The 13245-nt window shown below is 69.6% G+C and carries 14 protein-coding genes; 5 read left to right on the plus strand and 9 right to left on the minus strand.

Going from position 1 to position 13245, the window contains the following annotated elements:
• The first annotated feature begins 48 nt into the window (after nt 1-48).
• Both D1793_RS00955 and D1793_RS00960 read left to right on the plus strand, forming a co-directional pair.
• Entirely contained in the window at nt 49-1236 is a 1188-nt protein-coding gene (locus tag D1793_RS00955; RefSeq protein WP_119020488.1) for an acetyl-CoA C-acyltransferase, read from the plus strand.
• Entirely contained in the window at nt 1236-2009 is a 774-nt protein-coding gene (locus D1793_RS00960) for an alpha/beta fold hydrolase (RefSeq protein ID WP_119020489.1), read from the plus strand. Before D1793_RS00955 ends, D1793_RS00960 begins: the two co-directional genes overlap by 1 nt.
• On the opposite strand, the gene fetB is transcribed toward D1793_RS00960, so the two are convergent.
• The gene (gene fetB / locus D1793_RS00965; protein WP_119020490.1) at nt 2010-2813 is read right to left on the minus strand and encodes an iron export ABC transporter permease subunit FetB; all 804 of its coding nucleotides are present in this window, start codon (nt 2811-2813) and stop codon (nt 2010-2012) included.
• Nucleotides 2804-3427 (minus strand): ATP-binding cassette domain-containing protein, encoded by a 624-nt coding sequence (locus D1793_RS00970; RefSeq protein WP_119020491.1) that lies wholly within the window; start codon nt 3425-3427, stop codon nt 2804-2806. The genes fetB and D1793_RS00970 overlap by 10 nt, the downstream gene beginning before the upstream one ends.
• Before the next feature lie 97 nt (nt 3428-3524).
• Here D1793_RS00970 and D1793_RS00975 point away from each other — a divergent pair, with 97 nt between their 5' ends.
• From D1793_RS00975 to D1793_RS00985, 3 genes are all read left to right on the plus strand, one after another.
• Nucleotides 3525-4163, plus strand: coding sequence for an NAD(P)H-dependent oxidoreductase (locus tag D1793_RS00975; RefSeq protein WP_119020492.1), 639 nt, complete (start codon nt 3525-3527; stop codon nt 4161-4163).
• Nucleotides 4164-4252: 89 nt separating this feature from the next.
• Nucleotides 4253-5350, plus strand: coding sequence for an ACR3 family arsenite efflux transporter (gene arsB, locus D1793_RS00980; protein WP_119020493.1), 1098 nt, complete (start codon nt 4253-4255; stop codon nt 5348-5350).
• 145 nt (nt 5351-5495) lie between these two features.
• Nucleotides 5496-6716, plus strand: coding sequence for an MFS transporter (locus tag D1793_RS00985; protein WP_119020494.1), 1221 nt, complete (start codon nt 5496-5498; stop codon nt 6714-6716).
• 58 nt (nt 6717-6774) lie between these two features.
• Here the strand turns inward: D1793_RS00985 and D1793_RS00990 are convergent, their stop codons facing one another.
• The 7 genes from D1793_RS00990 to D1793_RS01020 all read right to left on the minus strand — a co-directional run bounded on the left by D1793_RS00990 (nt 6775) and on the right by D1793_RS01020 (nt 13147).
• The gene (locus tag D1793_RS00990; RefSeq protein WP_119020495.1) at nt 6775-7122 is read right to left on the minus strand and encodes a metalloregulator ArsR/SmtB family transcription factor; all 348 of its coding nucleotides are present in this window, start codon (nt 7120-7122) and stop codon (nt 6775-6777) included.
• A gap of 32 nt (nt 7123-7154) precedes the next feature.
• Complete coding sequence (locus D1793_RS00995) at nt 7155-7625, minus strand: arsenate reductase ArsC (RefSeq protein WP_119020496.1); 471 nt, start codon at nt 7623-7625, stop codon at nt 7155-7157.
• Between the two features lie 10 nt (nt 7626-7635).
• Entirely contained in the window at nt 7636-8382 is a 747-nt protein-coding gene (gene pstB / locus D1793_RS01000; RefSeq protein WP_240407856.1) for a phosphate ABC transporter ATP-binding protein PstB, read from the minus strand.
• A gap of 78 nt (nt 8383-8460) precedes the next feature.
• Nucleotides 8461-9825 (minus strand): phosphate ABC transporter permease PstA, encoded by a 1365-nt coding sequence (pstA, locus tag D1793_RS01005; RefSeq protein ID WP_119020498.1) that lies wholly within the window; start codon nt 9823-9825, stop codon nt 8461-8463.
• Between the two features lie 6 nt (nt 9826-9831).
• Nucleotides 9832-11205 carry a phosphate ABC transporter permease subunit PstC gene (pstC, locus tag D1793_RS01010; RefSeq protein WP_119020499.1) on the minus strand — a complete coding sequence of 458 codons (1374 nt, stop codon included), beginning with the start codon at nt 11203-11205 and terminating at the stop codon, nt 9832-9834.
• Nucleotides 11206-11262: 57 nt separating this feature from the next.
• Nucleotides 11263-12276 carry a substrate-binding domain-containing protein gene (locus tag D1793_RS01015; RefSeq protein WP_119020500.1) on the minus strand — a complete coding sequence of 338 codons (1014 nt, stop codon included), beginning with the start codon at nt 12274-12276 and terminating at the stop codon, nt 11263-11265.
• A gap of 136 nt (nt 12277-12412) precedes the next feature.
• Entirely contained in the window at nt 12413-13147 is a 735-nt protein-coding gene (locus D1793_RS01020) for a sulfite exporter TauE/SafE family protein (protein WP_119020501.1), read from the minus strand.
• Nucleotides 13148-13245 lie beyond the last annotated feature (98 nt).

Below are 13245 nucleotides of genomic sequence, written 5' to 3' on the forward strand. Positions count from 1 at the left end.
CACAAGGCGGCTCCACCGGGAACCGCACGCCACATCGGGAGAATCACCATGAGCCACTCCAGCGATATCGTCTTCCTCTCCGCCGCCCGCACCCCCATGGGGGGCATGCTCGGCAGCCTGTCGAGCATGACCGCGCCCGAGCTCGCCGCCGTCGCCATCCGCGCCGCCATCGAGCGCGCCGGCATCGAGGCCGCCAGCATCGACGAGGGCATCCTCGGCTGCGTGCTGCCCGGCGGCGTCAAGCAGGGTCCGGCCCGCCAGGCCATGCGCCAGGCCGGCATTCCCGATGCCATCGGCGCCACCACCATCAACAAGCTGTGCGGCTCCGGCATGAAGGCCACCATGCTGGCCTACGACCTGATCCGCGCCGGCAGCGCCGAGGTGATGCTGGCCGGCGGCATGGAGTCCATGTCCAACGCCCCCCATGTGCTGACCAAGGCGCGCACCGGCTACCGCCTGGGCCATGGGGAGTTGAAGGACCATATGTTCCTCGACGGCCTGGAGGACGCCGAAACCGGCAAGCTGATGGGGGTCTTCGCCCAGGACGTCGCCAGCGCCCGCGACTACAGCCGCGAGCGCCTGGACGACTTCGCCATCGCCTCGCTGGAGCGCGCCATGGCGGCCACCAATGCCGGTCACCTGGACGCCGAGATGGCCCCGGTCACCGTCACCACCCGCCAAGGCGAGAGCGTGGTGAGCCACGACGAGCAGCCCTTCCAGGCCAAGCTGGACAAGATTCGCTCGCTGCGCCCCGCCTTCGCCAAGGAGGGCACCATCACCGCAGCGAACTCAAGCTCCATCTCCGACGGTGCCTCGGCGCTGATCCTGGCCAGCCAGGCAGCGGCGGATCGCCTCGGCGCCAAGCCCCTGGCGCGCATGCTGGGCCACAGCACCCACTCCCAGCACCCCAGCGAGTTCACCATTGCCCCGGTGGGCGCCATCGACAAGCTGATGAAGAAGCTCGGCTGGGGCGTGGATGACGTCGACCTGTTCGAGATCAACGAGGCCTTCGCGGTGGTCACCCTGCTGGCCATGGACGGGCTCGACATCCCCCACGACAAGGTCAACGTCTTCGGCGGCGCCTGCGCCCAGGGCCACCCCATCGGGTCCACCGGCTCGCGCATCATCGCCACCCTGATCCACGCCCTGCGCACCCGCGGCGGCAAGCGCGGCATCGCGAGCCTGTGCATCGGCGGCGGCGAGGCCACCGCGGTGGCGGTCGAGCTGATCGACTGATGGAGGTCCTCACCCTAGAGACCCCGGCGGGCGGCATCCACGCCGTCCGCTGGCGGCCAGAGACGCCATCGGCGGCGCAGAGCCCCATCGTGCTGCTGCACGATTCGCTGGGCTGCGTGGCGCTGTGGCGCGGCTTTCCCGAACGGCTGGCCGAGGCTACCGGCCGCGAGGTGATCGCCTATGACCGCCTGGGGTTCGGACGCTCCGCCCCCTACCCCGGCCAGCTGCCCACCACCTTCATCGCCGACGAGGCGCGCACCACCTTCGCCGCGCTGCGCGAGGCGCTGGGGCTCGAGCGCTTCGTGCTGCTCGGCCACAGCGTGGGCGGCGGCATGGCCATCGAGGCGGCGGGGCAGTACGCCGACGGCTGCGAGGCGCTGATCACCGTGGCGGCCCAGGCCTACATGGAGCCGCGCATCCTGGCCGGCATCCGCGAGGCCGAGGCGGCCTTCCGCGATCCGGAGCAGCTGGCGCGCCTGGCCCGCTACCACGGCGATCGGGCACAGTGGGTGCTGCGTGCCTGGGTCGACACCTGGCAGACCGAGGCCTTCGACGACTGGCACCTGGACGACGCCCTGGCGCGGGTACGCTGCTCGACCCTGGCGATCCATGGCCAGCACGACGAGTTCGGCTCCCTGGCCCAGCCCCGGCGCATCGCGTCCCGGACCCCCGGGCCCGCCGCGCCGAGCCTGCTGCCCTGCGGCCACGTGCCCCACCGGGAGTGCCCCGAAGCACTCGTGGCCATCGTGGCGGCGTTCCTCTCCCACCCCTGATCAGCGCCGCGACGCCACCAGGCGGTCGAGACGCAGCCGCTCGCGGTCGTCGAAGAGCCGCCGGCTGCCCGCGGCCACCGCCGCCAGGGTGCCGAAACCGGTGCCCAGGGTGATCGCGAACATGATCAGGATCTGATACTTCACCGCCAGTCCCGGTGCGGTGCCGGCCAGGATCTGGCCGGTCATCATGCCGGGCAGGCTGATCACCCCGGCGGCGGCCATGGCGTTGATCATCGGCATCAGGCCGCTGCGCATCGCCTCGCGGCGGATGTCGCCGATCGCCACCTGCCAGGGCTCGCCGAGCATCAGGCGGTTCTCGATCACCGCCCGCTGGCGCCAGGCGCTGTCGGTGAGGCGATCCAGCGCCAGGGCCACGCCGGTCATGGTGTTGCCGAGCAGCATCCCCAGCAGCGGGATGGCGTACTGGGGCCGGTACCAGGGGTCGGGGCCGATGATCACGGTGAGGGCCAGCACGGTCACCGTGAACGAGGAGAGAAACATCGCCAGGGTGCCGATCCCGAAGGCCCAGCCGCCGCTCAGGCGCCGCTTCTGACGCGCCATCACCTCCCGGCCGGCGATCAGCAGCATGGCCAGCGCCATCAGCACCACCCACAGCAGCCGTTCGGCGGCGAACAGCGCCTCCAGCACCAGGCCGATCAGCCCCAGCTGGATCACGGTGCGAGCCGCGGCGATCAGCAGGCTGCGACTCATCCCCAGGCGCAGGGCCGCGGTACAGCCGGCCAGCCCCACCACCATCAGCGCGGCCAGCGCCAGCTGCCACCAGGCCAGCGGTATCACCTCCATGGCGCCACCTCCTCTGCCCTGAGCTCGGTGCCGTCGATCCGCCAGTGGCGGCTCGCCACCCGGGCGATCTGGCCGGGGTCGTGGGCCACCCAGAGCACCGGCCAGCCGCGCTGACGGGCATGGCCCATCAGCCACGCCTCGACCCGGCGGGTGGTGGCGTCATCGAGGTTGGCCGTGGGCTCATCGAGCAGCAGCGCCGAAGGTCCCTGAGCGATGGCGCGCAGCAGCGCCAGGCGTTGCTTCTCCCCCGAGGAGAGCCGTGACACCTGCCAGCCCAGCACAGACGCCTCGAAACCCAGCGCCGCCAGGTCCTCGGCGGCGGGAAACGCCGGAAGGTGCTCGCCGACGCTGTCCGCCCACCACTGGCTCTCCGCCGGCACCAGCATCACCCGGGCGCGCCAGGCATGGGCAGGCAACGACGACTGGGCGACCTCCCCCAGCCACACCTGGCCGGCATGGGGCTCGAGGTCGGCCACGGCGCGCAGCAGCCGGCTCTTGCCGGAGCCGCTGGGGCCGGAGAGGCAATGGATGTCGCCGGCGGCGACGCTCAGCGACACGGCCGATAGCGTGCCGATGCCGATGCCGTCGAGTCGCAGGGTCGAGCTTGTGGTCACGGGGCATCCTCATCGTCTGGAGGCGGCATGATAGCAGGCCCGGAGAGGTTATCGGTGGGAAGGGCAAAGCCTGCTAGGGTGGGAGAAACAATGTTTCGTGAGGAGCCTCCGCCATGCCCTACTACCTGGTCTTCCTGGGCTCGGCCTGCGGGTGGCCCGCGCCTGCGTAGAGCTGCTGGAGGCCAACGGCGCCAGCGTGGAGCTGATCGACCCGCTCGCGATCGAGCTCGGCGCCGTCTTCAAGCCCCACTTCGCCTATGCGAAATCGAAGGTGCCCGAGGCCCTGGAGACCCTGGCCGGCAAGATCACGGCCGCGGACGGCTACGTCATGGTCAGCCCCGAGTACAATCACTCCATGAGCCCGGCGCTCTCGCACCTGCTCAACCACTTCGGCAGCTCGCTGTTCGCCTTCAAGCCCAGCGCCATCGTCACCTACTCCGCCGGCCAGTGGGGCGGCGCCCGGGCGGCGGTGTCCCTGCGCACCTTCCTCGCCGAGCTCGGCTGCCTGCCGGTCTCGGCGATGATCCACGTGCCGAAGGCCCAGGAAGCCCTCGACGAGGAGGGCCGCTTCCGAGAGGACCCGGACCGCTGGGCCGGCTACTTCGGGCGCACCCTGGGCCAGCTCACCTGGTGGGCCGAGGCCGCCGCCGAGCAGCGCCGGAATCAGGACCCGACCGAGGTCTCGCCGGCCTTCCGGCGCGCCCCGGACCAGCGCAACGCGCCAGCCACGGGGTGAGCGTCATGCACCGAGTGGCCAAGCGCCGCCACCGGCCTTAGAATATATGTAATACCATATATACACCCGCCGGCCACAGGACCTTGCCCATGACCACACGCCAGGAATCCCAGACACCCAGCACCACGGAGGGCATGGGACTCTTCGAGCGCTTCCTCTCGGTATGGGTGGCGCTGGCCATCGTCGCCGGGGTGCTGCTCGGCCAGTTCGCCCCGGCGGTGCCCGAGACGCTCTCGCGCTTCGAGGTGGCCCAGGTGTCGATCCCGGTGGCGATCCTGATCTGGGCGATGATCTTCCCCATGATGGCGCAGATCGACTTCTCCGCGGTGCTCGGCGTGCGTCGCCAGCCGAAGGGGCTTGTCATCACCACCTCGGTGAACTGGCTGATCAAGCCCTTCACCATGTTCGCCATCGCCTGGTTCTTCCTGATGGTGGTGTTCCGGCCGTTCATTCCAGAGGAGCTCGCCAGGCAGTACCTGGCCGGGGCCATCCTGCTCGGTGCCGCGCCCTGCACCGCCATGGTCTTCGTGTGGAGCTACCTGACCCGGGGCGACGCCGCCTACACCCTGGTGCAGGTGTCGCTCAACGACCTGATCATGCTCTTCGCCTTCGCGCCCATCGTGGTCTTGCTGCTCGGCATCTCCAATATCCAGGTGCCCTGGGATACGGTGGCGCTGTCGGTCTTTCTTTATATCGTGATTCCGCTCGCCGCCGGCGTCCTGACCCGGCGCGCCCTGATCGCCCGCCGCGGCGCCGAATGGTACGACAACGTCTTCATGAAGCGTATCGGCCCGGTGACGCCCATCGGGCTGATCGTGACCCTGGTGCTGCTGTTCGCCTTCCAGGGCGACGTGATACTGGCCAACCCGCTGCATATCCTGCTGATCGCCATCCCGCTGATCATCCAGACGGTGCTGATCTTCTTTATCGCCTACGGCTGGGCCAAGGCCTGGAAGGTGCCCCACAACGTGGCTGCACCCGGCGCGATGATCGGCGCCAGCAACTTCTTCGAGCTGGCGGTGGCCGCCGCCATCGCCCTGTTCGGCCTGCAGTCCGGCGCGGCCCTGGCCACGGTGGTGGGGGTGCTCGTCGAGGTGCCGCTGATGCTGGCCCTGGTGCGCATCGCCAACCGCACCCGCCACCACTTCCCCGCCGCCGTCGCTCCGACGGTCGAGGCCGCACGCTGACCCCGGAGAGCAGTGCATGGCCATCGCGATCAGCCGGCGGGCGAGGGACTTCATCCGGCGCAAGGGGGACGCGGTGACGGTGCGCCGCTGAAGCGCTGAGGCGTCGATGCTTGCCTTGGAAGCGTCCGGCGGCGAGGATCGAGGAATGACTCCTTCCCTGTGGCGGCGCCATCCCCTGGCGCTCATCGTTCTCGCCCAGCTCTGCGGCACCTCGCTGTGGTTCTCCGTCAACGGCGTGGGCCTCTCGCTCTCCCGGGATCTGGGCCTTTCCGAGGCGGACCTGGGCCGCCTGACCCTGACCGTCCAGGCGGGCTTCATCGTCGGCACCTTGACCCTGGCCGCCACCGGTCTGGCCGATCGCTTCCGGGCCAGCCGGATCTTCGCCCTCTCCTGCCTGCTCGGCGCGCTGACCAATGCGGGCTTCGTGATCGCCGCCCCCCATCCGCCCCTGGACCTGCTGCTGCGCTTCGCCACCGGGCTCTGCCTGGCCGGCATCTATCCGCTGGGCATGAAGCTGGTGATCGGCTGGACGCCCAGGCACACCGGCGCGGCGCTGGCGTGGCTCGTCGGGATGCTGACCCTGGGCACCGCCCTGCCCCACCTGCTGCGTGGCTCCACCCTGGGCCTGCCCTGGGAGTGGCCGCTGCTGGGCGCCTCGGCCCTGGCGCTGGCGGGCGGCGCCCTGATCCTCGCCCTGGGGGATGGGCCACATCTGCCACCGCCCGGGGGTAAGGCGCGCCTGCTGGACGGCCTGGCGGCCCTGCGCGAGCGTCGCTTCCGTGCCGTGGCGGGTGGCTACTTCGGCCACTGCTGGGAACTCTATGCGCTCTGGACGCTGACGCCCTTTCTGGTGGCGCGGGAGGTGGCGAGGCTCGGCGCCCCGGAGGCCTGGATTCCCTGGCTCTCGTTCTCGGTGATCGCCCTGGGATTCCTGGGCTGTGTGGGCGGCGGCGCGCTGAGCCGCCGGCTCGGCAGCCTGTGGGTGGCACGCCGGGCCCTGGCGGCCTCCGGGCTGGTCTGCCTGGCTTACCCGCTGCTGCCCTGGGCGCCGCCCGGGCTGCTGCTGGGGCTGCTGGCCCTGTGGGGGCTTGCGGTGATCGCCGACTCGCCGCAGTTCTCGGCGCTGGCGGCGGCCAGCGCCCCACGCGAGCGGGTGGGGTCCACCCTGGCCGTCATGAACGCCGTGGGCTTCGCCCTGACCATCCCTGCCATCTCCCTCACCACCGCGCTGTGGGGGCTGCAGGGGAGCTGGGTGCTGTGGTGGCTGCTGCCGGGTCCGCTGCTCGGCCTGTGGGCCATGCGCGGCCTGTGCGAGCTTCCGATCCCGTCGACGGGCGATGAAGGGGCCGGCCGGCAGCGGAGTTGATCGGGGTCAGTCTGGAAGCAAATGGGAGAGGGAGCTGGCGACGCTCCTCAGGGCCTGATCAGCACAGCGTGGCACACCGCTCCGGCCGATTGCCCATCTCCGCCAGGCGCTGCTGTAGCAGGGCGAGCCGCCCGCCCTCGCCCTGCTCCGCGGCGACGAGCACCCCCTCGACCCAACCCGGCAGCCCCTCGGCCAGGCGGTAGTAGACCCACTGCCCCTCGCGGCGATCGCTGAGCAGCTCGCAGGCGCGCAGCTGCGCCAGGTGCCGCGACACCTTGGGCTGCGACGCGTCCAGCGCGTGGGTCATCTCGCAGACGCACAGCTCACCCTCCCGATGGATCAGCAGGGTGACCAGCAGGCGAGTGTCGTCGCCGAGACACTTGAAGAGGCGGGAGGGCTCGATCATCGATGCTCACCATGGCGGGCAGGAGATGCCCGCTATGGTACCCCAGGCCAACAGGCGTCGCTCGCGCCTTGCGCCTGCGAGCGCCGCTGCTGGCGGCGCTTGACCGCCACCCAGAGCTCCAGCCGGCCGCGAATGTCGCGCAGCGCCCGGGTGTAGGCCGTTGGCCCCTCGTACAGGCGCGGATCGGGGATGTCCCAGAAGATCAGCTCGTCGGTCCTGCCCTGCCAGTCGCGACAGCGCTGCTGGGCCTTCTCGCAGAGGATGATCACGGCATCGAAGTGACGGTCGGTATAGCGCTCGACGGACTCGCTGGCCAACCCCTCTACCGGGATGCCGAACTCCTGCAGCGCCGCCAGGGTGTGGGCGTGGGGTGCATCGGGCTCCACCCCGGCGCTGTGCGCCTCGAAGAGATCCCCCGCCATGTGGTTGAGCAGCGCCTCCCCCATCAGCGAACGCGCCGAGTTGGCATTGCACAGGAACAGCACCTGAAGCCTCGTCTCCATGCCACCCTCCTCAGCCGAAGCGCCCGGTGATGTAGTCGTGGGTGCGCTGGTTACTGGGGTTGGTGAAGATCCTGTCGGTCTTGTCGACCTCCACCAGGTCGCCCATGTGAAAGAAGGCGGTGCGGTCGGCGACGCGCGCGGCCTGCTGCATGTTGTGGGTCACCATGACGATGGTGTAGCTGTCGGAGAGCTCGTCGATGAGCTGCTCGATCTTCGCCGTGGCGATAGGGTCCAGGGCCGAGCAGGGCTCGTCCATCAGGATCACCTCGGGGCTGATCGCGATGGTCCGCGCGATACACAGGCGCTGCTGCTGGCCGCCGGAGAGCCCGGTGCCGGGCTGGTCGAGGCGGTCCTTGACCTCCTCCCAGAGCCCCGCCTTGCGCAGGCTGCCTTCGACGATGTCATCGAGCTCCGCCTTGCGCCGGGCGAGGCCGTGCAGGCGCGGCCCGTAGGCGATGTTCTCGTAGATCGACTTGGGGAAGGGGTTGGGCTTCTGGAAGACGATCCCCACCTGGGCCCGCAGCAGCACCACGTCGAGGTTGGGCGCGTAGATGTCCTGACCCTCCAGGGTCACCTCGCCCTCCACCCGGCAGCCCGGAATGGTGTCGTTCATGCGATTGAGGCAGCGCAGGAAGGTCGACTTGCCGCAGCCCGAGGGGCCGATGAAGGCCACCACCTCGTTCTCGAAGATGTCCACGTCGATGCCGTGGAGCGCCTCGGTCTCGCCGTAGTGCACCTTGACGCCGCGGGCGCGCATCTTGATGCGATCGGAGGCCTTGCTGGTCCGGCTGTCGCCGAGGCCGGTGGGTACCGGGGTGCTGGTTACCATGTTCATTTACCACCTCGTCTCGAATCGCTTGCGCAGCCAGATGGCCAGCGCATTGAGGCTCAGCATCAGGCCCAGCAGCACGATGATGGCTGCCGAGGTGCGCGCCTCGAAGAAGTTGCGCAGTTCGTTGCCCTGCCACAGGTAGATCTGCACCGGCAGGGCCGTGGACTGCTCCAGGGGGGTACCCGGCACGTTGGCGACGAAGGCGTTCATGCCGATCAGCAGCAGCGGCGCCGTCTCGCCCAGGGCCTGGGCGACACCGAGGATGGAGCCGGTCAGGATCCCCGGCAGCGCCAGCGGCAGCACGTGATGAAAGACCGTCTGCACCTTCGAGGCGCCGATGCCCAGCGCCGCCTGGCGGATCGAGCCGGGAATGGAGCGCAGCGAGGCCCGGGTGGCGATGATGATGGTGGGCAGGGTCATCAGGGTCAGCACCAGGCCACCCACCAGGGGCGCGGAGAGCGGCAGCCCCAGGTAGCCGATGAAGATCGCCGCCCCCAGCAGGCCGAAGACGATGGAGGGCACCGCCGCCAGGTTGTTGATGTTGATCTCGATCAGGTCGGTCAGGCGGTTCTTCGGTGCGAACTCCTCCAGGTAGATGGCGCTGGCCACGCCGATCGGCACCGAGAGCACGATCACCACCAGCATCATGAACAGCGAGCCCATGAAGGCGCCGGCCAGGCCCGCCGAGGCCAGCGAGCTGCGCGAGTCGGTGTTGAGGAAGAGCGCGGTGCTGAAGGCGTTGGTGATCACCCCGCGGGCGTAGAGCTCGTCGGCCCACTCCCGGGTCTGGGGGCTGAGCTGCTGCTGATGATCCGGCAGGCTGCGGTCGATGTTGCCCTTCAACCACACATCCACGTTGGCCGAGGCCAGCATCTTGACGGTAACGGTCTGCCCCAGCAGCGAGGGGTCCTCGATGAAGCGGTCGCGCAGGGCAAAGCGCTCACCGGAGGTGACCAGGGCGCGCAGGTCCCGGGCCTGGCGCGCCTCGATCTCGCCGAGCTCGGTCTTGAGCGCCTCGTCGATGATCTGCTGCCAGTTGACCAGGCCTACCTGGCTCATCCAGGCCAGCTCGCGCTCGCGGAAGGCACTGGCGCTCTCGCCGGAGGCGCGCACCGGCTTCTCCTCGACCCGAATCAACTCGGGGTCGAAGTGGACGTCCAGATGGAAGGTGGCCTGCCAGAAGGCCGGCACCCCGCGGGAGAGGATGCTGGCGAACAGGATCAGTACCAGGCCCATGCCGGTGACCACCGCCGCCAGCCCCAGGCGACGGAAGCGTCGCTCGCGGGCGTGGCGCCCCGCCAGGGAGGCCTCGATGGTTGCCAGCCGCTGGCGGCTGCGTTCTTCGATGGAGAGGGTGTCAGTGGTCACGGGCGGTTACTCGTATTGCTGGCGGTAGCGGCGCACCACCACCAGGGCGATGACGTTCAGCCCCAGGGTGATGACGAACAGCGTCAGGCCCAGGGCGAAGGCCACCAGCGACTGGGGGCTGGCGAAGTCCATGTCGCCGGTCAGCTGATTGACGATGGTCACCGTGATGGTGGAGACCGCCTCGAAGGGGTTGGCGTGCAGCACCGGGTTGTTGCCCGCCGCCAGCACCACGATCATGGTCTCGCCGATGGCGCGGCTGGCGGCCAGCAGGAAGGCGCCCACAATGCCCGGGAGCGCCGCCGGCAGCACCACCTGCCGAATGGTCTCCGACTTGGTGGCGCCGAGCCCCAGCGCCCCGTCGCGCAGGGCCTTGGGCACCTGGGTGATGATGTCGTCGGAGAGCGAGGAGACGAACGGGATGATCATGATCCCCATCACCAGGCCCGCGGTGAGCGCGCTGGTGGTGCGAATGCTGATGCCCACCATGTCGCCGAGCCCGGAGAGGAAGGGGCCGATCACGATCAGGGCGAAGAAGCCGTAGACGATGGTGGGGATGCCGGCGAGCACCTCGATCACCGGCTTGGCCACGTTACGCAGCCAGGCCGGGGCGTACTCGGCCATGTAGATGGCGGTCATCAGGCCCAGGGGCACGGCGACCAGCAGGGCGATGGTGCTGACCATCAGGGTGCCCCACAGCAGCGGCAGCAGGCCGAACTCCCCCTGCCCGGCGTCGCCGGCGGTACTGAAGCGGGGGTTCCAGGTGGTACCGAAGAAGAAGTCCAGCGGGCTGATGAAACGGAAGAAGTTCATCGCCTCGCCCACCATGGAGAGCACGATGCCCACGGTGGTCAGGATGGCGACGCCGGAGCAGAGTGCCAGCGTCACGGTGATCACCCGCTCGACCTGGTTGCGGGCACGCAGCTGCGGTGAGATCCGCCCCCGCGCCAGCACCAGGCCGGCGGTGGCGACCACCGCCATGGTGGCGATGGCGATCAGCCGCCCGAGCTGCTGCAAGCTGGCCATATGGGCCGCGGCCGCGAGTTCGATATCGCTGGGCGTGCCGGAAACGGCACGCTCGGCGGCCAGCGCCGAGACGCGGCGCAGGAAGGTGGCGAGCTCCCGCTCGCTGAGGGTTGCCACCTCGGGGGGCAGCTGGCGAACCACCAGCAGCTCCACCAGCGAGGCGCCCGCCAGGCTCCAGAGCAGGAACAGGGCAAAGGCCGGCAGGCCACACCAGAGGGCCACCAGCATGCCGTAGTAGCCGGGACGCGAGTGCAGTCGCACGCCGTCGGTTGCCACCGCGCGACTGCGCGTCAGGCCGACCTGGTAGGCCAGGGCCATGACGATCAGCAGGATGGCGATCAAGGCAAGGTTATTCATGGGTTCCCCGCATAGGCGAACCGGGGCAGGCGCCTGCCTGCCCCGGGAATCACGGCCTTACTCGACGCTGACCAGGGTGCGGGCCTGGAACTGCTCCAGGGCCTCGGCACGCTCCTCGTCGTCCAGCGGGATCAGGCCGGCGTCCTCCAGCGGGCTGCCAAAGCCGGAGACCATCTCGTTGAGGAAGAACTCGGTGTACTCGGCCAGGCCCGGGATCACGTCGAGGTGCTCGCCCTTGACGTAGAAGAACAGCGGGCGGGAGACCGGGTACTCGCCGGAGCCGATGGTCTCGAGGCTCGGGGTCACGCCGTCCACGGTGGCGACCTGCAGGCGGTCGCGGTTCTGGTCGTAGAAGCTCAGGCCGAACACGCCCACCGCATCGGACTGGGCGTCCAGGCGCGCCAGGGTCTCGGTGTAGTCGCCGGCGATCTCGATGATGCGGCCATCGCCACGCAGGGCGTCACAGGCGTCGCCTTCCATCTCGTAGCTGTCGCAACCGATGTGCAGCACCTTCTCCTCGAACACCTCGCGGGTGCCGTGGTTGGAGGCCGGAATGACCAGCACGATCTCCTGATCCGGCAGGTCGGCATCGATCTCGGACCAGCGGGTGTAGGGGTTGTCGACCAGCTCACCGTCGACACGCACCTGCTGGGCGGCGGCGGCGAAGACGTGGGCCGGGGTCAGAGCGAAGCTGCCGCGGTCGGCGCGAGAGGCGAACACGATGCCGTCGTAGCCGAACATCACCTCGAGGACCTCGTTGACGCCGTTGGCCATGCAGTTCTCCAGCTCGGCGCTGCGGATCGCGCGAGAGGAGTTGGCGATGTCGATGGTGTTCTCGCCGACGCCCTGGCAGAACTGCCGCAGGCCGCCACCGGAGCCACCGGAGCCCACCACCGGGGTGCTGAACTGCGGGAAGTTGGCACCGAACTCTTCGGCCACGATGCTGGCGAAGGGCAGGACGGTGGATGAACCAGCGATCTGGACCGTGTCGCGCGCCATGGCAGCGGTGGAGACACCGACGGCCAGGCCGGCAGCCAGGGCAACGCTCAGGGTGCGCTTGTTGACGTTCATCGTGAAGATCCTCTCTCTGCGTAGGGGCCGGTGGACTCGGGTCCTTCGGCTTCGGGTCGACTGTGTCAGCCGTTCGCAGTGAGGAGTCTGCAGGGTGAGGGTTTCAGTTATGTGACATGGATGTGTCCGAACGATGTCATAGCAACAGGCCCAGCGCTGCCAGGGTGCAGAGCGAAAGCGAGGCCCCCTGAAGCAGGCGTCGATCGAGGCGATGGGCCACCCGGCTGGCCAGCCAGCTGCCGGCCAGCACCCCCGGGGCGAAGGTCAGCGCCACGCCGAAATGCCAGGCCCTGAGCAGCCCGCCCAGTCCCAGGGTGACCAGGGTCATCAGGGCGGTGACCACGAAGAAGGCCGAGAGGGTGCCGCGCAGGCGGTCCGGCGAGAAACCGTGCAGCAGCAGCACCAGGGGCGGGCCGCTGAGCGCGGCGATGGTGCCGAAGATGCCCGAGAAGACCCCGGCACCGAACAGGGTGGCGCGGTTGACCGGCAGGCGGAAGCGGAACAGGGTCACCGCCACCGCGAAGAGCACGCTGCCGGCGATGAGCTTCTCCAGCACGGCCATGGGGGCGGCCAGCAGCAGCCAGAGCCCCAGGGCATTGCCCGGGATGCGCCCCACCAGGGCGGTGCCGATCTCGGCAAGGCGCACCTCGCGCCAGTAGTGGCGCAGGGTGGTGAGCGCCACCGTGAAGCCGAACAGCACCAGGATCACCGGCACCAGGCGCGGCTCGAGCATCAGCAGCAGCGGTGCCCCCACCACGGCGAGGCCGAAGCCGGTGGCCCGCTGCACGAAGGCCCCCAGCGCTAAGGTGACGGCGCAGCCGAGCCAGGTGCCGAGGCCCATATCGAGCCAAGCCAGCAGCGCCTCAGGCATGACAGGCCCCCAGCGCCAGGGTGGCGGCACAGCCGAGCCAGGTGCCGAGGCCCATGTCGAGCCAGGCCAGTAGTGCCTCAGGCATGACAGGCCCCCAG

The sequence above is a fragment of the Halomonas sp. JS92-SW72 genome (assembly GCF_003547075.1).
GTDB lineage: Bacteria > Pseudomonadota > Gammaproteobacteria > Pseudomonadales > Halomonadaceae > Halomonas > Halomonas alkalicola.

Bases quoted from the DNA above. Each gene is read 5' to 3' on its own strand.
- D1793_RS00955 (WP_119020488.1), top strand. From the start codon at position 49: ATGAGCCACTCCAGCGATATCGTCTTCCTCTCCGCCGCCCGCACCCCC.
- D1793_RS00960 (WP_119020489.1), top strand. From the start codon at position 1,236: ATGGAGGTCCTCACCCTAGAGACCCCGGCGGGCGGCATCCACGCCGTC.
- fetB (WP_119020490.1), bottom strand. From the start codon at position 2,813: ATGGAGGTGATACCGCTGGCCTGGTGGCAGCTGGCGCTGGCCGCGCTG.
- arsB (WP_119020493.1), top strand. From the start codon at position 4,253: ATGACCACACGCCAGGAATCCCAGACACCCAGCACCACGGAGGGCATG.
- D1793_RS00985 (WP_119020494.1), top strand. From the start codon at position 5,496: ATGACTCCTTCCCTGTGGCGGCGCCATCCCCTGGCGCTCATCGTTCTC.
- D1793_RS00990 (WP_119020495.1), bottom strand. From the start codon at position 7,122: ATGATCGAGCCCTCCCGCCTCTTCAAGTGTCTCGGCGACGACACTCGC.
- D1793_RS00995 (WP_119020496.1), bottom strand. From the start codon at position 7,625: ATGGAGACGAGGCTTCAGGTGCTGTTCCTGTGCAATGCCAACTCGGCG.
- pstB (WP_240407856.1), bottom strand. From the start codon at position 8,382: ATGCGCGCCCGCGGCGTCAAGGTGCACTACGGCGAGACCGAGGCGCTC.
- pstC (WP_119020499.1), bottom strand. From the start codon at position 11,205: ATGAATAACCTTGCCTTGATCGCCATCCTGCTGATCGTCATGGCCCTG.
- D1793_RS01015 (WP_119020500.1), bottom strand. From the start codon at position 12,276: ATGAACGTCAACAAGCGCACCCTGAGCGTTGCCCTGGCTGCCGGCCTG.
- D1793_RS01020 (WP_119020501.1), bottom strand. From the start codon at position 13,147: ATGCCTGAGGCGCTGCTGGCTTGGCTCGATATGGGCCTCGGCACCTGG.